Consider the following 18792-nt stretch of genomic DNA (forward strand, 5'->3'; position numbering starts at 1 on the left):
TTATCCTTATCTCCGGGGCAGTTGCTGTGTCCTGAGAATTGATCTGTCTTTTTGTCTTTAGTTTTTAATGATTTATACCCAGCAGCCGTGGTTGTGGGGAATGTGGAAAGCCAGCCAGGGCTTTTTTCCTAAGGATTGTGGGAATTGAGGGAAAACGTTTTTTTGTTTTTCTCTCACTTCCACATGAGCGGCATCGGCTAGCTTCTTCGGGTCTGGATCCAGACCGGCTGGTACCGCTTCGCCGCCCGGACACACCTCCGGCGCTCCCTGATCCGGGGGCGTCGAAGAAAGTGCCTTCGGTCCATTCAAGATCATCCTCGCTGCTGGTTGTTTTTCGTTTCTTTCTGTTTGCCGCCTGCCGCTTCGTTGGCGCGGCCAGGCGCTTTGCGAGCAAAGCCTTTCGGCTTGTGACCCTGTTCTGGGCGGTCCACTCTTTACCATCTATCCAGGCATTGGCGAAGGCCCGTTTCGGATGGTTTTGATGTTGCTTCGCACATCTGCCCCCGAACGGGCAGAAGGCCGGATAACCCAATCACGCGACGGTCATTTCAGACCTTGTTTCACCACGGGTATCTCCGGCTGTGTTGCCACGCATGTCAAACCCCGTGCGGTGACATGTTCTCCCGCAGCATGACCGAGAGTTTGCAAGATGCTTTCTGGTGACGGCCGTTTTCGCCACCCGCCTGGTTTTTCTTTCTGGCGAGTCTCCGGTAGAACGCCCTCAGCCGTTCGTCCCTCGGGCCGCCGCGTTCGCCGCTGCTGCCCGAGCACGTTAGCGCAGCAAGCGGGCGACCCCGCACGGCTGATCCCGCCTAGCAGTAACCGGGCTCCCGAGCTCTTCCTCAAGCGGGCAAAGTCCCGCGAACGCAACCACCTGGCTCGACGAGGAAAAGCTAGCGCGACCTCGCCCAGCGTATGGATCAGGCAAAGCGCCGTCAGGGATGCCGACGACCGGCCTGCGTCCTCAGCAACGCCACCGCGGATCGGTCCCGCCTCCCGCAAGCCGGCGCTCGATCTCGTGGATGTTCCCGCTCACGCTGCTCTGCCGTCCGGCAGGATCTCCCGCCGCAGCGCCTTGCGCGGATCGGCGGCACCGCCTCCAGGGGCTCCCGGTACGCTTGCGTCCCCATCCTCCCTTTCGGCAGCCCGAAATCGTGCGCCAGCGCCTGCAGCCGGTTGTAAACCTGCGTCCGCTGCCCTCACCAGCCCCAGACCTCAGCCGGGATCATCTCAAGGATCGCCGCACGCTCTCCCGGCTCCTTCTCCAAAAGCGCCAGGAACTCCTGTCTCAACAATAGTCAGGATGTTCTCCGCGTTCCGGTATCCGACTTGTGCCGACTCCGCCCTCTTCCCTTATCAAACCCGGAAGTGCCTACCAGCAACCTGTAACCGTTTTCAAACACCAGTTCCTCGAACCAGTCGGCCTTCCCAGTCGCCTCGATGCCGACCGTTCCTTCGGCATCTCCCGGTAAAACCCGGCCAACTCCTCACGGTTCTTGTGGAATATCGTTTCTTGTTTTCAATTCCCCGTCCCGTCATCCAGCCAGCAGATCGTCTGCTGATGTGGATGAAAGTCGACTCCGTAGTATACTTCCATAACGGTTTCTCCTTATCTTCGACACGAAGAGACCTTGAATACTCGTCAGCATAACACTGACTGGGGAGAAACCGTCTTTATAACATCACGCGCACCTCTCGTGGTTGCAACAGGGCCGCTTGTTTCGCGCGCTCGCATCAGTTGATCACGGCTGACACCACGTTTCGCTCCGCTTCACGTGGTGCTATCGTACGTCGATTTTTTCGACAGACTCCAAGGATTCGGATATCCCGGATTCCAGATTCCAGATTCCAGATTTGAGGAGCCTGTCGGAAAAAGCCTTCAAGCGTGCGGAGCACGCGAACTTGCGATAGCACCATGTGAAGCGGAGCGAAACCCAGGTGGCTGAACGCCCGAGTCCCCAAGCGTGTGAAACATCTATAAAGACGGTTTCGGTGTCAAGTTCGGAAGTGAACTTTGCGGTTCGCCAATGATATTGGTGAAAGAAAGTTCGGTTCCGGTTTCAAGGTTCGTCGTCATTATCCTTATCTCCGGGGCAGTGTCAGATGTTGCTGTCCTGGAGAATTGATCTGTCTTTGTCTTTGGTTTTCAATGATTTATACCCAGCAGCCGTGGCTGTGGGAATGTGGAAAAGCCGCTTTTGGCTTTTCCAAGCGATTGTGGGAATTGAGGGAAAACGTTTTTTGTTTTCCTCAATTTCCACATGAGCGGCATTTCCATAGCCTTCTTCGGGTTCGACCAGACCGGCCGGCACCGCTCGCCGCCCGGACACCTCCGGCGCTCCCCCGATCCGGGGCGTCGAAGAAAGTGCCTTTGTCCATTCAAGATCATCCTCGCTGCCGGTTGTTTTTCGTTTCTTTCTGTTTGCCACCTGCCGCCTGTTGGCGCGGCCAGGCGCTTTGCGAGCAAAGCCTTTCGGCTTGTGACCCCGTTCGGCGCGGTCCACTCATTCATCTATCCGGGTATTGGCGAAGGCCCGTTTCCCGGGACTTCTTCCCTTGATGTTGCTTCGCACATCTGCCCCCGAACGGGCAGAAGGCCGGATAACCCAATCACGCGACGGTCATTTCAGACCTTGTTTCACCACGGGTATCTCCGGCTGTGTTGCCACGCATGTCAAACTCCCGTGCGGTGATGTTCTCCGCAACATGACCGAGAGTTTGACAAGAAGCTTTCGGGTGACGGCCGTTTTCGCCACCCGCCTGGTTTTCTTCTGGCGAGTCTCCGGTAGAACGCCCTCAGCCGTTCGTCCCTCCGGGCCGCCGCGTTCGCCGCCTGCCCGAGCATGTAGCGCAGCAGCGGCGACCCCGCACGGCTGATCCCGCCGAAGCTTACCCGGGCTCCCGAGCTCTTCTCAAGCGGGCAAAGTCCCGCGAACGCAACCACCTGCCTCGACGAGGAAAAGCGCGCGACCTCGCCCAGCGTATGGATCAGGCAAAGCGCCGTCAGGATGCCGACCCCGGCCTGCGTCCTCAGCAACGCCACCCGCGGATCGGTCCCGCCTTCTTCCTCAAGCCGGCGCTCGATCTCGCGGATGTTCCGCTCAGCTGCTCTGCCGTCCGCAGCAGGATCTCCCGCCGCAGCGCCTTGCGCGGATCGGCCGGCACCGCCTCCAGGGTCTCCCGGTACGCTTGCGTCCCCATCCTCCCTTTCGGCAGCCCGAAATCGTGCGCCAGCGCCTGCAGCCGGTTGTAAACCTGCGTCCGCTGCCCTCACCAGCCCCGACCTCAGCCGGATCATCTCAAGGATCGCCACGCTCTCCCGGCTCCTTCTCCAAAGCGCCGGGAAATCCTGCCTCATCAACAGCGTCAGGATGTTCTCCGCGTCCCGCGTATCCGACTTGTGCCGCGACTCCGCCCTCTTCCTTATCAAACCCGAATTGCCTACCAGCAACTTGTGTCCGTTTTCAAACATCAGTTCCTCGAACCAGTCGGCCTTCCCAGTCGCCTCGATGCCGACCGTTCCCTTCGGCATCTCCCGGTAAAACCCGGCCAACTCCTCACGGTTCTTGTGGAATATCGTTCTTGTTTTCAATTCCCCCGTCCCGTCATCCAGCCAGCAGATCGTCTGCTGATGTGGATGAAAGTCGACTCCGTAGTATACTTCCATAACGGTTTCTCCTTATCTTCGACACGAAGAGACCTTGAATACTCGTCAGCATAACACTGACTGGGGAGAAACCGTCTTTATAACATCACGCGCACCTCTCGTGGTTGCAACGGGGCGCTTGTTTCGCGCGCTCGCATCGGTTGATCACGGCTTACACTTCCCGATCAAATCGAGCGTCCGCACCGCACGGCTCGTCTTCTTCCGTCGCGAGATCGTCAACATCGCATCCATCAGAGCCAGTTGCTTGTTGTTCATATAACTATTATGTAATTCAATCAGTTACAAACAAAGCGCAGAGCCCCGACCTCGAGTAATTCTTCAAGGACCCCGATTCCAGAGTTGGGGTTTAAGCGTCGTGCGGCCGAGGTTGCCCGCCCGCTCAACGCAGGCGGTACTGACTCGCTGATCGTCGGGTTGGCGGTTTGCCGCGGCCGCACCGCATTCGTCTCCAGTTCAGATCTGATTTTCGAACAATTCAAGAAACCGCTCGCGATAGTTGCGGCTTAGCGTCAGTTCGCGGCCCGAGCGGAGTATGACGGCATAGTCGCCGGAGAACATCGGCTGGAGTTCCTTGATGCGGTCGATGTTGACGATCGTCGAACGATGTATCCGCAAAAACCTGTTCGGGTCGAGTTTCGACTCGATCGAATTCATCGTCTCGCGGATCAGATGGCCCTCGCGTCCGAGGTGGAGCTTGAGATAGTTGCCGGCGGCTTCGATCCAGTCGATCTCATCCGTCTTGATGAAGAATACGCGACCCGTGGACTTGACCAAGAGCCGCTCAAGATATCTCTTTTCAGCCTTGAGGTCGGCGATAAGCGACGCGAGGCGTTCGTCGATCTTGCCTTTCGAACGGTTTTCGATGTCGGTCCTGGCACGGCCGAGTGCCCGGCGCAGGCGTTCGCGGTTGAACGGTTTCAGAAGATAGTCAAGCGCGTGGACGTCGAACGCTTCAAGGGCGTATTGGTCGTAAGCCGTAACGAAAATGATCGCCGGAACGTCGCGATCGCCAAGTGATTTGACGACTTCGAAACCGTTTTCTCCGGCATTTGAATGTCGAGAAAAACAAGGTCCGGGCGGACGGAGTCGATGAGTTCGATCGCTTCAGCGCCATTGCCGCATTCGCCGACGATCTCAATGCCCGGCTCGTCGCGCAAAAACCTCCGCACGCGGTCGCGCGCCAGTGGTTCGTCGTCGACAATAATGGTTCGTATCAACATCAAACGATCTGCGAGTGGCTAATCAAACGGCAGCGTCAATCTGACACTTACGCCGTTCCCACATTCGATCTCAAACTTGTGGTTCTCGCCGTAAAGATGTCTCAGCCGGCGGCGCGTGTTCGACAATCCGACACCTTCGTGTAGCGTTTCGACATCGCCGAACGGTACGCCGATGCCGTCATCGCGGACGCTCAAATGCAATGAACCGTTTTGGCGCTCGGCGGCGACCTCGATCGTTCCACCGCGCGTCCGTGGCCCGATCCCGTGTTTGATAGCATTCTCGACCAACGGTTGAAGGACCATATTCGGCACGCTCGCGTCGAGCGTTTCGGGCGCGATCTTCATTTCAACCCGTAAACGATCCTGGAAACGCATTTGTTCGATCTGAAGGTACTTTTCGAGAAACTCGAGTTCCTGTTTGAGCGGGATCTTCTGGATCTCGAGGTTTTCGAACGACAGACGGAGCAGGTCGCTGAGGTCGCCGATCATCCGCTCGGCGGCGTCCGGGTCCTTGTGGATCAGTTCGGAAACGGCGTTCAATGTGTTGAACAAAAAATGCGGATGGAGCTGCATTTTGAGCACCTGCAAACGGGACTGCGCGAGGCGCGCTTCGAGCTGCGAGGCGCGCAGATTTCGTTCGCGGTACTTGCGGTAATACCTGATCGCCTGGTAAATGCTCAGCACTGCCCAGTAGATCGCGACCCCGAAATGGAGATTGACGAGCAGGAAGATCTTGTAGGTTTCCCAAAAAGTGGCAGGTTGAAATCGCCTTAAATAGCCGAGCTGTGGCAGAACATAGGCGTCGAACGCGAGTTGGACGAACGCGATCGCGAAACTCGCCGCGATGTGGACCGGAAGGCTCGATTTCCAGCGGCCATCCTCGAAGGGAAAGCGTTTGCCGAAATAGAGTATGACAGGAGTCAGAAGAAACCAGATGTAGCCCGAGAAAAGTTGCCACGAGAGTATCCGCCAGAACGAAACAGGATTCTCCGAAAGCTGATTTTGAAGTGCCAGTTGGCTGGCGAAGAAAAAGCCGAAAACGGTCCAAATGCCGAATATCGCGACCCACTTCAGCCAACGGCGATTGTCTTCATTCATACTGATTCTGTTTCCGAAGGCTTGCGCAGAGCAATACGTAATAGGGAATAGGGAACTTTGAAAAACCTGCTTGATAGATGCGACAGGCCGTTCTTGACAGAACACGGATGGGTCGGGATGAAAACTATGATTTGAGACCAACTCGGCGCCATTACGGTCGAAAAAGACATATGATCTTCTCTCGCCGATCCGTGTTCATCTGTGGTTAAACTGTCGCTGATTTCCTTCAAGCCGCTATTTCAAATCTCCCGAATACGGATTGAAGCGCAAATCGTCCCGGCGCGCAACGGTCTTGTGACGAGCGGAACCTGACCCGTGACGAAACGGGACTATGTGGCTTCCGAGCGCAGCCGTTCCTCGAAGAGCTTTACCGAAACCGTCAGGAAATCGAAATCGGTGATCAACCCGACAAGTTTTTCGTTGCGGATCACCGGAAGACATCCGATGTCGTTATCGCGCATCGTTTTGAGCGCTTCGAGAGACGACGTTTCGGGTGTTGCGGTAATGAGTTCGGTCTTCATCACGTCGCGCACCACGATCTCTTCTCCGCAATGCTCGGTCATCAGTTTCATCAGATCGCGGTGTGAGAGTATGCCGACGAGTTTCCCGGAATCGTCTTCTACCGGGATATGCCGAATATGTTTCCAGTTCATCAAACTCGCGGCGAGATCGATCACGTCCTGCGGCCGGACCGTGAAAAGATCCTTCGACATAAACTGCTCGACGGTCCGGTAATTGTCGATCCAATCGCTTTTCTCGGAGATCACGGCGAGCGGCCATTCGTGCAGCGGCAGGCAGTTGTACTGGTTCTCGAGCATCGCCGAGGTAATCGTGCGCATCCGGACGTTCACTTTCGCCTTCTTGTCCATCGCCGCCAGCGAATCAAGCACCCATTGTGAACCGGTCTTCTCGTTTTTCACGCGCTCTTCGAGAATTCCGAGATAGCGTTCGATGTCGGCGCTGTCGACCCCCACCTTTTCAAGGCCGTGGCGAGCGCGCGGCAACAACTCTTCAAGGATTAGCCGCGCGGTTCGAAAAGACTGGCCGTCGAGCCAGACGATCTGCGATTTCAAGCCATACCTTGCAGTCGTGAAAAAATTATTCTTCGCGTCGTCGAACGACATTCGTTTCGTGACGTCGCCGAACTCTTCCGGCATCGACATCATCAATCCGAGGAAGAACGCGGCGTTCGCCATTTCATCGGCCACGGTTGGCCCGGACGGAAGGAATCGAACCTCGACGCGCATACTCGGTTTGCCGTTCATTACGCCGTAACACGCACGGTTCCAACGCCAGATTGTGCCGTTGTGCATCCGCCACGCATCGAGTCCCGGAATCCGGCCTTCTTTGAGCGACTCGAGCGAATCCTCTTCAAGCTGGCGCGTCAGGAGAATCCGAAAGCGCGCGACGTCTTCGTGAAAAACATCGAGAATCGAATCTTCAACCCAATTCCGTCCAAACGTGACTCGCGCCGGATGGCTCCGTTCCTGATGCACCGGTGACCGCGAATCGACGGCGTGCTGGAACAGCGCGAGCCGCGATTCGTGCCACAAACGGTGGCCGAGGAGTACCGGGGAGTTGACGGCCGAAGCAAGGATCGGAGCGCTCAGCGCCTGGGCCCAGTTGTAGTATTCGACGAAACGGTTCATCGGGACCTGCAGATGGACCTGAAAACTTGTGTTGCAAAAACTCGACGAACGTATCCTGGACGTGGATCCGCAGTTCGTCAAGCCCCTTTATGTGAACGACGCGTTCGGTGCCGTGGAGCGCCGTCAGGATGCGGTTCAGCTCGTGATAGCGCGGACTCGGAGTCAGATTGCGCTCGACGAGGTCCGAAGACTGGATCGTCGGCAAGATACCTGTAAGAAGAACGTCGGCGTTGAACTTCTTCGCCGAACCGCGGACGATACCGACCATCTCGTTGATCTCGGCCTCGAGAACCTTCAGGCAATCTCCGCTGAAATCAAGTGGCGACAGGTTGGCTTCGATGTTGAAGCGGCCGATCTCGGTCGTCAGGCGCGGATCGTTGACGTCTTCGATGATCTCCATTGCCAACGGTGCCGGATGCATTGACGATTTGACAAGGAACATCTCCTGCTCGGCGCCGATCCGCAGTACGTCGTTTTCCATATAGCCGCCACGGATCATCATCTCGAGCGCCTGAAGATCGTCAAGAACGGCACGCGTGAACTGTCTTAGTTGAGCTTCGTCGTTTTCAGTGGTGACCTTGTGTTCGCCCATCGTCGGGTACCTCGTCTTTCTTGCCTGCAATTTGGTCGGCAACCGGGAAACATAACTCTCTGCCTTCGGGAAACAGCCTTCTTATCAAGCGGAAGTCGGAATTTAACAACATCTTAACCTTAAATCGGCCGGTCGCAAAATTTATTTTTCAATGAATATGACCGCAATCATTTTTTGCCGTCGCCGCGCCGCCTATTCTTAACGCGACATTGTCTTTATTTCAATTTTTTTGAGGAAACTGGTTATGAAAAAGCTTTGGATAGTATTCGGATTGATTTTCTTCCTTTCATTCGCGGTGCTGCTATGGGTCGGCACCGAGATCTTTCGGGAGGCGCCGCCGATCCCGGTCGCCGTCGTCACATCTGACGGCCGCACGGTGGTCGCGGAGGGTGAGATCTCGAACGGACAAAACGTGTGGCAGGCGATGGGCGGTATGCAGGTCGGTTCGATCTGGGGACACGGCAGTTACGTGGCGCCGGATTGGACGGCCGATTATCTTCATCGCGAATCGGTGTTCATCCTGAACAAATTCTCGAACAAGGAATTCGGCCGCGATTACACGGCGTTGTCGAGCGAGCAACAGGCAGCAATCCGTCAGCGATTGACGGATCTGATGCGCACCAACACATACGATCCAAACACGAACAAGATCACGATCGACGCGCTCCGGGCCGAGGCGTTCGATGAGAATCTCAAGTATTACAGCGGCGTCTTCACCGACGGCAACAAGGATTTCGCGATTCAGAAGGGCGCGCAACCGGATCCTGCAAAACTCCGCCAGCTGACATCCTTTTTCTTCTGGACGTCGTGGGCGTCGGCGGCGAATCGCCCGAATCAGTCGATCTCGTACACCAGCAATTTTCCGGCTGAGCCGTTGGTCGGCAACGTCCCGACGGGTTCGACGATCGTTTGGACCGGGGTCAGCGTGATCGCGCTCATCGCCGGAATCGGGGACTCATCTGGTTCTTCGCCGGAACCCGTTCCGAAGACTCGTTCGAGGGCGCACCCGACAGCGATCCGCTGATCGGAGCCGAACTTACGCCCTCGCAAAAGGCGACCGTCAAGTATTTTCTCGTGGTCACGCTTCTGTTTTTGCTGCAGATTATCCTCGGCGTCATTACCGCGCACTACGGCGTCGAAGGGCACGGTTTTTACGGGATACCGTTGGCCGAGTATCTGCCATATGTCGTGACGCGTACGTGGCACGTCCAGCTTGGGATCTTCTGGATCGCGACGGCGTGGCTCGCGGCCGGTCTCTTTATCGGTCCGATCATTTGCGGATTCGAGCCGAAGATGCAGAAACTCGGCGTCGACGCACTGTTCGGCGCGCTCCTCGTCGTCGTTCTCGGCTCGATGGGCGGACAGTGGATGTCGGTGATGCACAAACTCTCCGGCGACACCTGGTTTTGGTTCGGCCACCAGGGCTATGAATACGTCGATCTCGGCCGCGTCTGGCAGGCGGCGCTCTTTGTCGGACTGCTTTTGTGGCTGTTTCTTGTATTGCGGACGGCGCTCCCGGCGTTTCGCAAGAACGATGAACGCAAGTCTTTGCTCCTGCTCTATATGATCTCGACGGCGGGCATCGCTCTTTTCTACGCCCCCGGACTATTTTGGGGAATGAAGTCGCATTTGTCCGTCGTCGAATACTGGCGCTGGTGGGTCGTTCATCTTTGGGTCGAAGGATTTTTCGAAGTCTTCGCCACGGTTGTCGTCGCGTTTCTTTTCGCGCGGCTCGGCGTCATCAATTCCGAATCGGCGGCGCGCGCATCTTTGCTTTCGGGCGCGATCTACCTGAGCGGCGGGATCATTGGGACTTTGCACCATTTGTATTTCGCCGGGACGCCGACGGTGGCGCTCGCGTTCGGTTCGGTCTTCAGCGCGCTTGAGATCGTTCCGCTGACGATGGTCGGTTTCGAGGCCTGGGAAAAATATTCACCGGTCGCGGGCACGGGTTTGGCTCGGTCAGTACAAGTGGGTCATCTGGTTCTTTATCGCGGTCGCCTTCTGGAACCTTGTCGGCGCCGGGATCTTCGGCTTTATTATCAATCCGCCGATCGCTTTGTATTATATGCAAGGACTGAACACGACGGCCGTCCACGCGCACGGCGCACTTTATGGCGTTTATGGAACGCTTGGACTCGCACTGACGCTTTTCTGTCTCAGGGCGATGGATCCGGAACGCAAATGGAACGATAATCTGATCAAATTCGCGTTCTGGGCGATCAACATCGGACTCTTGATGATGATGCTCCTGAGTTTGCTTCCGATCGGATTGCTTCAAACCGTCGAATCGGTCTCGCGCGGCTACTGGTCGGCGCGTTCCGCCGAGTTTATGCAGACGGACGTGATGCAGTTTTTCCGTTGGATGCGCGTTCTCGGCGACACCGTGTTCGCAATTGGCGCCTTCGCGTTCGTCTGGTTCGCGCTTCAGCTGATATTCTCGAAACGGAAGACGGAAGCGTAGAGGCCGGAGCGCAAGCGTCCCGCCTGCAATGGGCGCGAAGCGCAAACGACCACAACGACGGACCGTTCTGATCACACGGAACGGTCCGCCAAATCGTCCGATACCCAAGATGAAGAACGACATCGAGAACAGGGCCGACATCGATAACTTGATGAACCAGTTCTACGCGCGCGCGACAGCCGACGAGACCATCGGCTACATTTTTACCGATGTCGCGAAACTTGATCTCGCCCGACATTTGCCGATCATCGGCGATTTTTGGGAAAGTCTTCTGTTGGGTGGAAAGAACTATCAAACGCGAGGCCGAAATCCGCTGCAGATTCACGGCGAACTCAACTCGAAAACACCGCTCGAACCGCATCATTTTCGTCGTTGGCTCGAGATCTTCAACGCCACGACCGATGAGATGTTCGTTGGAGAACGCGCCGATTTTGCGAAACTGCGCGCCGCAAACATCGCCAATCGAATGCAAAACTACATTCGCGGGGTTCCCGATCTGCGGCGGGATTGATCGGTGTGGACCGCATCGGACGACCGACAAATGACGGAAAGCTCAGCCGTTAGCCTGGTGTTTCTGCCGCGGGCCTGAACTAACCGGTTGAGACGCTTTTCGAGAACCGTATTCCGTGAGCCGGGTCGACGCTGAATCGGTAGGCTTCCCGCATTCCTTCTTTTCCACTGTGCGTGAAGACCAAAACGCGTTCGCCATCGGTGCGCACGTGGATAATGCCGAAATTCGTCCGTTCGAAGGCAAAGAAAGAGGGAAGAGCCTTTTCGTCAGCCGCCGAGCGGAGCTTGCCGCCAAAGAGCTTTCGCAGTTCTTCGCGTGTGATTGGCTCGTCGCCGGCAAAATACTTGGCAAGTTGTTCGCGTTGGTGTGAATAATCACGTTTTGAGAAGAACGCGGCGAGTTCTGTGCAGAGCACGATTCCGGTCGATCCGCGGCTCACTTTCCCGAGCGCCGAGACGAGGGTCGCTCGAGGATGGATATGTTCTTTGTTCGCGCTTTCGTCGCCCGAAGAGATCAACGAAACGACCGGTTTCATCGCGCGCAGCGCTTCGAAATCGAAATCGGCCGATCCGTGGTGCGGTGCCTTCAAAACCTCCGATTCAAGTTCACTTAGGTCCAGTCTAGCGCGCATCAGAGCCATCGATTCTTGATTCAGATCGCCAGTCAGGTTAAAGCGTACGTTGCCATAGATAAACCGTAGCGCCACGGAATGTCCGTTGATTGTGTGGGAGCTTGAAAACTGGCCGATGGCGCGCCAGTCTCGTCCTGAAGATGCATCAATGCCGAATCAGCCGGCTTGTGAAGAAACGGCAAGGCCTGTTTCACCGTTCCGTCGACCGGGTCGGTCACCGGTTGCGAGAACGGCCCCTGGATCTCGACTTTGATTCCGTCGCCCAGAAAGCCGAATAACGCGTCGCTGTCCATACCGTGGGCAATTCTTCCGAAATTCGATGTTTCCGCGGGTCTCCCAATGTGAAAGTACCTCGTCCCATTTCCTGAACGGCGTGTTCTTCTTTGAGTCCGGCGCTTTTCGCGGATCGTCGTACAATTCGACGATCATCGGGTTTCCGTTGAGATCAACCGTCCTGCCCAGCATTTCCATCTCGCCGGTATTCGTCGGCCCCTTGACGAGTCCGTTGTGAAAACACGTTTTGGGCGGATAAAAGCCGCTTCCGGTCCGAGATCCCAATGTCCGTTTCGGACTCCATTATGTAGTTCAGGCCCTCAAAGTGATCGGCGTCGCCATGCGTGACGAGAATCAGATCAACTTCGAGCGGCGAGTTCGGAGCGCTCTTGCGATGCTGATAACGGGCTGCGATATGGCGGGCAAAGAGCTGGTTGTCGCCACCGTCGATGAAGACGAGGCGCGTCCGGTGGTTGGCATCGGGCGGAGTTTCGAGGATCATCCCGTCACCCTGCTGGACGTCAACCATCGAGAACTTCAACACCCCCTTTTCGCGGGTTCGGAACGGACGGCCCTTAACTGTTCCCACTATCGTTCCGTCGAACAGTTCCAGCGCACGGATCGAACTCGGCTTCGATCCCGCGCCTTCTTCCAGAACCTCGACCTTGTCGCCGAAAACGAGTATCGCCTTCTTTTCGGTGCCGTCGAAACCCTTGAATTTGAAACTCACGAAATCCTTGTCAATGTAGCGAATATCGGACATGCGAACTCTCCTGTAAAAGCTTTGATAGATCAGCGTTTCCAAACGTTTTGCAGTTGTTAATGCCGTTCGCGCAAAAAACCTTTCAAGTCCTCGAAAAAAATCAGTTCTTGAGAAATCGCCCGAGTTCCTTCGCGTCGTCGACATAGATCTTGCCGTGGACGATTCGCAGGAGTCCTCTTTCGGCAAGTTTGCGGGTTGCCCGGATCGTCGTTTCGGTCGTCAATCCGGCCATTTCGGCGATATCCTGACGCCGCAGCGAGATCCGTATCGGGCCGCCATTCTTTCCGTTTCCTTTGAGAAGTTGAATCAGCACGTTTCCGACACGGTGTTCAGGCGAGGCGGTGGCGAGGTTCTTGATGACGGAGGTTTTCTCGCGGAGCATTCCGCACATCCAGTTGATGACCGCGACCGAAAAATCCGGGTGCTCGCGCACAAAAGCGAGAAACTCGTTGCGCAAAATAATCAGCAAACGCGACTCGTCCATTGCGATCGCCGAAGCGGGATACGGCCCGCCGTCGAAAACGGGCGGAACCGCGAACATCTGGCCGTCGGAAAAGATCCCGATGATGATCTCTTTTTCCGACTTCGGGATAACGCACCATCTTGACCTTTCCGGAAAGCACGATCGGCAGATGTAGGGCATCTTCACCTTCGGCGAAGATCTCCTCTCCCGGCTGAAAGACCTTGGTTCGGCCACGCTTCTTCAACTCCGGCAGATATTCGTTGTTATTGATATCGAGTTTCATTCGGAATTGTAATTTATATCACATTTTTCGAAGACTATTTCGGTGTAAAGTTGTAAAACCCGTGAGGCAACTATGGAAAACCTTTGACGAAATCAGGCAAACGCTGGTCGAACGAAAGGTGAAACTTGCGGAACTTCTCGGGCGCGTCGAAGTTAGCGCCAGACGGCAATTCGACAAGAGCCTTGAAGAACAGGCGATTCAGCGTGAGAACGAAGAGATCCTGACGCAGATCGACGACAATCTGAATCTGGAGTTTGTGCAGGTCGAACGCGCTCTCGCGCGGCTCGATGCCGGAGATTATGGTTTTTGTGAAAATTGCGGCGACAAGATCGCGAGCAATCGGCTTCAGGCCATTCCGCAAACCAGCTTTGCCTTAAATGCGCCGCGTAACTGATTGCGGCCTCGGATCTTGGATTTTGGCGACCAATCTTGGATGTCTGGCTGACGCATGCCTTTTTGTCTCTCTCGACCTGCCTTGAAGCTGTTCCCCGTCGAAAGATCGAAAAGCGGAATCAAACGTCGTCGTCGACGTGATCGCGATTCCGATTTGAATCCGGCAGGTCGGAATCCAAATCGTTCGGCTTTCACGGCTCGGATCGCGTCCTAACTATCGGAGATGAGGAATTGAACAATGACTCGTCTGGGAGGTGTGTTATGTTGCGCAAGATAATTATTTTTTCGCTCCTTAGTTTTGGCCTGTTCGCGGTTTGTGCGTCGGCTCAGGTTCGCCGGCCGCGCGGGGTGCGGATCGATCGTCCGACGCAGAATCGCTACTGGAATCAAAATCGGAACTGGAATCAGACACGTCTCGGCGGATTCAACCGGCTCGATTTCAATAACGACGGTTATGTTTCATTCGTCGAATGGCGCGGCAACCGGCGCGCGTTCGAACGGCTCGATTTCAATAACGACGGTCTGATCTCGCGTTTCGAATGGCAATTTCGCAAGCGAAGGTAGCGACAACCTCACGAGTTGCGTGTTTACGCGTGTCTCGTACCTAACCAAGAAACGGCGAGGAAGTGTCGAATCTTCTGCGGCTGACGACCAGTTTCTTTGTTTTTCCAGCGGCGTTTTCTGAATCCCAGAAGGTGGAAGATCTGCAACGGGAAAAACCGCGCGATTCGCGTGTCGATCTCCCCAGATGTCCGGATCTTCGTCACTGCGCCAGACGCCGGGAAGAATGCGCACGGCATTCCCGAGCTTCATTTTTCGCAAAAGCCAAGACAGTTTGAGCCAAAAAGGCGCGATCTCGCGACCGATGAAAAATCCGTCCTCGCCGAGTTTCTGATAGAGCGGCATAAGTATCAAGCCGCTTTCGGGCGCGAGAACGGACCCCGTTCTCTGTTCGGCGAGCGGCGCGTCCTTTTCGATCTTTTGAAAGTTATTGAAACCGGGCCGCATCGTGAAATCGTCATCGGCAGTTATCGCATGGCGATAGCGGATCTCGACGACCCGCGTACACCCGGTCGCGCCGGCAAGCGCAGCGTGATGCTTTTCGTATTGCGGGCAGTCTTCGCGACGGAGAATCCCGGAGTTTACCAATCCGAGCCAGATCAGCGCTTCGTGATTATCGACAGTGGTTTCGGCATAATGCTGGCCGGCCTCGTAACCAAAAGTGATCGCCCCGAGATTATTTAGATATTCGAGGATCGTGCCGTCAAGCTGTTCTTCGATCCCCAGAAGAAGCGTCACGGGAAATTTCTGTGCGAACGTTCGATTGCGGAGCGTGTCGCCGACCGTTGCGAACGGTACACCTCGGCGGAGGTTGAATGAAAATCCATCGCGTAAACCTCGTTGCGGGCATCTGCGATGACGCGGTCGAGGATCGCGAGCAGTTCGATTTGTTCGGTGTCTTCGTTGAGCGGGCCAGGATTCTTCCGGTTTTGGGCTATTCGTTCAAGCGTGAAATGGCGATTCAGGTCGGAGTCGATGAATCGTATGCCCTGGCGGTATGCGCGGGTGTTGCCGGCCAGAAGGACGACCCGGCCGCGGAGTTTCGAGACAATCGGCCGCAATTTGGCGCAGGCGCGCCCGATGGCGCGGACGCCGCCGGCTTCATTTCCGTGAACGCTGCCAAAGACGATCAAAGTCGGCCCCGACTCGTCGCCGCAGTATTCGAACAAAAGATGACCGCCGGGCAAAACTTCCGGTTTATCGACTTGAGGCGCAACGGCTGACATCAACATTATTTTCGCACTTTTCGCCGTCAAAATCACGGGCGCGGCGGATTCAAGATTCCAGAGATTCAAGATTCCAGATATTCCAGATTCCAGATATTCCAGATTCCAGAGATTCAAGATTCCAGATATTCCAGATATTCCAGATTCCAGAGATTCAAGATTCCAGAGATTCAAGATTCCAGATATTCAAGATATTCCAGATTCCAGAGATTCAAGATTCCAGAGATTCCAGATTCCAGAGATTCAAGATTCCAGAGATTCAAGATTCAGAGATTCAAGATCCCGATATTCCAGATTCCAGAGATTCAAGATTCCAGATATTCCAGATTCCAGATATTTCAGATTCAAAGCTCAAAGCTCAAAGCTCAAAGCTCAAAGCTCAAAGCTCGAATCCCAAACCGCGCTATTCTTCAACGATCTTCACTTTCGTGAAATAGACCTTTCGGTCTTTTCGTTCTTCTGAACGACCGGCAGGTACTTTCCCCAGAATGAGAAGTTCGCCCTGCGGCGCTCGAGCGTCAGGAGCAGATCGCCTTCCGCATACGGTTCGAGAACAGTTGTCCTCGTTGTACGAATTGAAATAGATCAGCAATTTCTCGCCCTCGACGCGCGCGTTGCCGACAAGGTCGCGCGACGTCCTGAAAGCCCGTGCCGCGGATCAAAGCGATCAATCCGTCGTCCGAATCTGCGATCTCGAGCTCGTGATTGACGATGATCGCCGTGCCGCCGGAGGTCTTGCCGCCGAGTTCCTCAAATTCGTATCGTCCGAGGTCCAGCGTTCCTGGGCGAAGGCCGCCGTTGCGAAGATTGTAAGCAGTAAGAATAAGATGGGTTTCATAATTTCGGCCTCGATCGAAATTCCAGACTCCAGGATTCCAGATTCGGGAGCTTTGAAATACAGGCTTGAAAGGAAATCGGGGGCAGTTTAACCACAGATGAACACGGATCGGCGGGATGAGATCATGTATTTTTTCGACCGTGATGGCGCCGAATTGGTCTCAAATCATCGTTTTCATCCGACCCATCCGTGTTCTGTCAAGAACGGCCTGTCGCTTCAATCAGCAGGTTTTTCAAAGTTCCCGATTCCAGATTCCACATTAATTTCCAACCGCCTTTCGTCTCACGAATTAACACAGATGAGTGGATAAAGCCGACTTGAAAACCGATCTGTGTTCAGAAGTGTTCTGTCAATCATCATTCATCCGCTTTCAACTGCTTCGAAATAAGAACTGCGATCCGGCATTTCCGTAATATTAAGTCTATCTGAGTTACCCCGTGAAAAAAAAGACGGTTGTCTCATTAACCCGGTCACCAAAAGCTGGATTGGCTAGAACGTTATTCCGTTGAATCCTCAGAATCCCATAACCAGAAGGTTCTTTGCCGCTTTCAGACTGATTTTCTGAAACCCTCGCGTAGGCCGCGGCGGATCGTTCGCGGATCTGCTCGGTTTTTCGTTCAACCCAACCGTCGAGCGCGTCGTGCAGAAATATACGCTTCGGGCGCCATCAGATAGGTTGTCCAGAAGCGGAGTTGCACCGGCATCTTTGAGCGGTTGGAAAAATAACTCCCGACTCGCGCAAGCGAGAACGACCGCATCGCGACAAGTCCCATCGAGTTCTCGATCTGCCGATCGAGTTTGAAATCCATCAAGCCGTTGTGGCCCACAAACGCAACGAGATCGCTCCCGCCGGCGATCTGCAAGGATGTGTCATCGACCTTTATGTTCTCGCGGTTCTTCCCGGAAACCGCATCTAAAAAGGCATCGATCGTTTGCCTCATCCGGCTGCCGCGGTAGGCATCGGCGACGAGATAAACGTTCGCGTCCCGACGTTTGAAAACGAGCCGTTCCAGAACGTTTTCCGAGGGGTTTGCGATCGTCGCGGAAAACCGACATCCGAGGTTGGGTCGATTGTAACAATGAATGAAAAGCTAATCCAGACTTTCAGGATAATTCTCGTCGCCGTATATGGGGTGTTCGTCATTTGGATCGCGGCGGCCTAGGATCTCGGGCAGATGTCGACCAAGCGCGAAATCGAGACCCGACGACCAAAGGCGGCGTCGTGCTTGGTACATACGAAGTCGACTAAAACCAGGTTCACGGCGTATCCTCGGCGAGTTTCGGCGGGACACTCGTTGCGGCGCGACGGGTTTTCTTCGCGCCGACCCCGGCTGCGATGCCCGGATGTGCAGTCTCTACATCGCTTACAGCTACTATCGACAAGGATTCGGAAAGGTTCACAGCGACGACGAACTTTTCAAGAAAGGACTCGCCGAGGTCGAAAAAGTGGTCGAACTCGACTGCGACTCTCAAGTCCGACGACTGGGCGACCCAGAAACTCCGTACTGCGGCCGAACTCAAGAGTGAATTCGAGGACGGACCGCCTGACGGCCGATGATTTCAACTTTTCAAAACTGACGCGAGAACGAAAATGACCAATGAATCCCTTTGAAATCGAGATCATCGAAGGCGAACTTAACTCTGGTCGTCGGCGCATCGCAATCACGGAATCGAACATCGAATATCCACGACCAGCGGACATATCTCTTGATTCCATTTCTCTTTCTGACGGTCGCGCTGCTCGGAGGATTGCGGATCGGCCCGAAAAGAGCGATTTCATTTTGTGAGGCCGGCGCTGTTTCTGTCGGATCTCGGCAGCCATCCTGCTGGTTTTTTTTTCTGCGCCTGGCTCTTTGCGGCCTGACGGGTGGTTTTCGGAAGATTTTTCGACCCTCAAGAATGCTGCCAACGGCGCGGTTACGTCGTTTCGTTGTTCGCGGCGTTTATCCAGATCTTCAACTCGCTGCTTCCGGAACTCGGACTTCCGTTCTGGGTCGTCGCGTTCTGTTTCTTCTGGACGCTTTGGAACAACCTTTCGCCGAGTTCTACACCTGCCGTGGCTGATCCGCAGCCTGGGCGCGCGTTCTTTGGACTCGCGTTCGTCGTCAAATATTTGATTCTGCTCAATTTAACCGCACCCGCGACGGAAAGTTGGTGGCA

17 protein-coding genes and 3 pseudogenes are annotated in these 18792 nt (G+C 55.2%); 7 read left to right on the forward strand and 13 right to left on the reverse strand.

Annotation, left to right across the window (positions count from 1 at the left end; translation table 11 throughout):
• Positions 1–2099: 2099 nt before the first annotated feature.
• The 5 genes and pseudogenes from IPN69_14730 to IPN69_14750 form a co-directional block, all read right to left on the reverse strand.
• Positions 2100–2429 carry a hypothetical protein gene (locus IPN69_14730; GenBank protein MBK8811968.1) on the reverse strand — a complete coding sequence of 110 codons (330 nt, stop codon included), beginning with the start codon at positions 2427–2429 and terminating at the stop codon, positions 2100–2102.
• Positions 2430–2674: 245 nt separating this feature from the next.
• Positions 2675–3667 (reverse strand): IS110 family transposase, encoded by a 993-nt coding sequence (locus tag IPN69_14735; GenBank protein MBK8811969.1) that lies wholly within the window; start codon positions 3665–3667, stop codon positions 2675–2677.
• A 453-nt stretch (positions 3668–4120) separates the two neighbouring features.
• A pseudogene (locus IPN69_14740) lies at positions 4121–4887 on the reverse strand (response regulator transcription factor).
• 18 nt (positions 4888–4905) lie between these two features.
• A complete protein-coding gene (locus tag IPN69_14745) occupies positions 4906–5985 on the reverse strand; it encodes a histidine kinase (GenBank protein MBK8811970.1) in 1080 nt (359 codons plus the stop codon).
• Between the two features lie 329 nt (positions 5986–6314).
• Positions 6315–8226: pseudogene (locus IPN69_14750) on the reverse strand (CBS domain-containing protein).
• A gap of 244 nt (positions 8227–8470) precedes the next feature.
• Here IPN69_14750 and IPN69_14755 point away from each other — a divergent pair.
• Positions 8471–10690: pseudogene (locus IPN69_14755) on the forward strand (nitric-oxide reductase large subunit).
• 109 nt (positions 10691–10799) lie between these two features.
• Positions 10800–11201: a group III truncated hemoglobin gene (locus IPN69_14760; protein ID MBK8811971.1), complete on the forward strand. Its 402-nt coding sequence runs from the start codon at positions 10800–10802 to the stop codon at positions 11199–11201.
• A 79-nt stretch (positions 11202–11280) separates the two neighbouring features.
• Here the strand turns inward: IPN69_14760 and IPN69_14765 are convergent, their stop codons facing one another.
• The 4 genes from IPN69_14765 to IPN69_14780 all read right to left on the reverse strand — a co-directional run bounded on the left by IPN69_14765 (position 11281) and on the right by IPN69_14780 (position 13511).
• On the reverse strand, positions 11281–11832 hold the full coding sequence (locus tag IPN69_14765; GenBank protein ID MBK8811972.1) for a hypothetical protein: 552 nt from the start codon (positions 11830–11832) through the stop codon (positions 11281–11283).
• Between the two features lie 32 nt (positions 11833–11864).
• Complete coding sequence (locus tag IPN69_14770; GenBank protein ID MBK8811973.1) at positions 11865–12125, reverse strand: hypothetical protein; 261 nt, start codon at positions 12123–12125, stop codon at positions 11865–11867.
• Positions 12126–12277: 152 nt separating this feature from the next.
• Positions 12278–12868: a hypothetical protein gene (locus IPN69_14775; GenBank protein ID MBK8811974.1), complete on the reverse strand. Its 591-nt coding sequence runs from the start codon at positions 12866–12868 to the stop codon at positions 12278–12280.
• A gap of 100 nt (positions 12869–12968) precedes the next feature.
• Positions 12969–13511, reverse strand: a complete 543-nt coding sequence (locus IPN69_14780) for a Crp/Fnr family transcriptional regulator (protein ID MBK8811975.1) — start codon at positions 13509–13511, stop codon at positions 12969–12971.
• A gap of 221 nt (positions 13512–13732) precedes the next feature.
• On the opposite strand from IPN69_14780, the gene IPN69_14785 reads away from it, so the two are divergent.
• Positions 13733–14008, forward strand: coding sequence for a TraR/DksA C4-type zinc finger protein (locus tag IPN69_14785; GenBank protein ID MBK8811976.1), 276 nt, complete (start codon positions 13733–13735; stop codon positions 14006–14008).
• Between the two features lie 260 nt (positions 14009–14268).
• On the forward strand, positions 14269–14571 hold the full coding sequence (locus tag IPN69_14790) for a hypothetical protein (protein ID MBK8811977.1): 303 nt from the start codon (positions 14269–14271) through the stop codon (positions 14569–14571).
• On the opposite strand, the gene IPN69_14795 is transcribed toward IPN69_14790, so the two are convergent.
• Entirely contained in the window at positions 14467–15306 is an 840-nt protein-coding gene (locus tag IPN69_14795; protein ID MBK8811978.1) for a hypothetical protein, read from the reverse strand. The genes IPN69_14790 and IPN69_14795 overlap by 105 nt on opposite strands.
• Positions 15303–15968: a succinylglutamate desuccinylase/aspartoacylase family protein gene (locus tag IPN69_14800; GenBank protein ID MBK8811979.1), complete on the reverse strand. Its 666-nt coding sequence runs from the start codon at positions 15966–15968 to the stop codon at positions 15303–15305. The genes IPN69_14795 and IPN69_14800 overlap by 4 nt, the downstream gene beginning before the upstream one ends.
• A gap of 440 nt (positions 15969–16408) precedes the next feature.
• Between IPN69_14800 and IPN69_14805 the strand changes: the two genes are divergently transcribed.
• On the forward strand, positions 16409–16723 hold the full coding sequence (locus tag IPN69_14805; GenBank protein ID MBK8811980.1) for a hypothetical protein: 315 nt from the start codon (positions 16409–16411) through the stop codon (positions 16721–16723).
• A 526-nt stretch (positions 16724–17249) separates the two neighbouring features.
• On the opposite strand, the gene IPN69_14810 is transcribed toward IPN69_14805, so the two are convergent.
• Positions 17250–17573 (reverse strand): hypothetical protein, encoded by a 324-nt coding sequence (locus IPN69_14810; protein ID MBK8811981.1) that lies wholly within the window; start codon positions 17571–17573, stop codon positions 17250–17252.
• Here IPN69_14810 and IPN69_14815 point away from each other — a divergent pair.
• On the forward strand, positions 17565–17795 hold the full coding sequence (locus IPN69_14815; GenBank protein ID MBK8811982.1) for a hypothetical protein: 231 nt from the start codon (positions 17565–17567) through the stop codon (positions 17793–17795). The two genes, IPN69_14810 and IPN69_14815, sit on opposite strands and share 9 nt — an antisense overlap.
• Before the next feature lie 181 nt (positions 17796–17976).
• Positions 17977–18159, forward strand: a complete 183-nt coding sequence (locus tag IPN69_14820; GenBank protein MBK8811983.1) for a hypothetical protein — start codon at positions 17977–17979, stop codon at positions 18157–18159.
• Between the two features lie 390 nt (positions 18160–18549).
• Here IPN69_14820 and IPN69_14825 read toward each other — a convergent pair whose 3' ends face one another.
• Positions 18550–18759: a hypothetical protein gene (locus tag IPN69_14825; GenBank protein ID MBK8811984.1), complete on the reverse strand. Its 210-nt coding sequence runs from the start codon at positions 18757–18759 to the stop codon at positions 18550–18552.
• Positions 18760–18792 lie beyond the last annotated feature (33 nt).

It is taken from the genome of Acidobacteriota bacterium (assembly GCA_016715115.1).
Taxonomy (GTDB): Bacteria; Acidobacteriota; Blastocatellia; order Pyrinomonadales; family Pyrinomonadaceae; genus JAFDVJ01.

Coding starts and splice junctions, on each gene's coding strand:
- IPN69_14735 (MBK8811969.1), bottom strand. CDS start 3,667: ATGGAAGTATACTACGGAGTCGACTTTCATCCACATCAGCAGACGATC.
- IPN69_14745 (MBK8811970.1), bottom strand. CDS start 5,985: ATGAATGAAGACAATCGCCGTTGGCTGAAGTGGGTCGCGATATTCGGC.
- IPN69_14760 (MBK8811971.1), top strand. CDS start 10,800: ATGAAGAACGACATCGAGAACAGGGCCGACATCGATAACTTGATGAAC.
- IPN69_14765 (MBK8811972.1), bottom strand. CDS start 11,832: ATGCGCGCTAGACTGGACCTAAGTGAACTTGAATCGGAGGTTTTGAAG.
- IPN69_14770 (MBK8811973.1), bottom strand. CDS start 12,125: ATGGACAGCGACGCGTTATTCGGCTTTCTGGGCGACGGAATCAAAGTC.
- IPN69_14775 (MBK8811974.1), bottom strand. CDS start 12,868: ATGTCCGATATTCGCTACATTGACAAGGATTTCGTGAGTTTCAAATTC.
- IPN69_14780 (MBK8811975.1), bottom strand. CDS start 13,511: ATGCCCTACATCTGCCGATCGTGCTTTCCGGAAAGGTCAAGATGGTGC.
- IPN69_14790 (MBK8811977.1), top strand. CDS start 14,269: ATGTTGCGCAAGATAATTATTTTTTCGCTCCTTAGTTTTGGCCTGTTC.
- IPN69_14810 (MBK8811981.1), bottom strand. CDS start 17,573: ATGAGGCAAACGATCGATGCCTTTTTAGATGCGGTTTCCGGGAAGAAC.
- IPN69_14820 (MBK8811983.1), top strand. CDS start 17,977: ATGTGCAGTCTCTACATCGCTTACAGCTACTATCGACAAGGATTCGGA.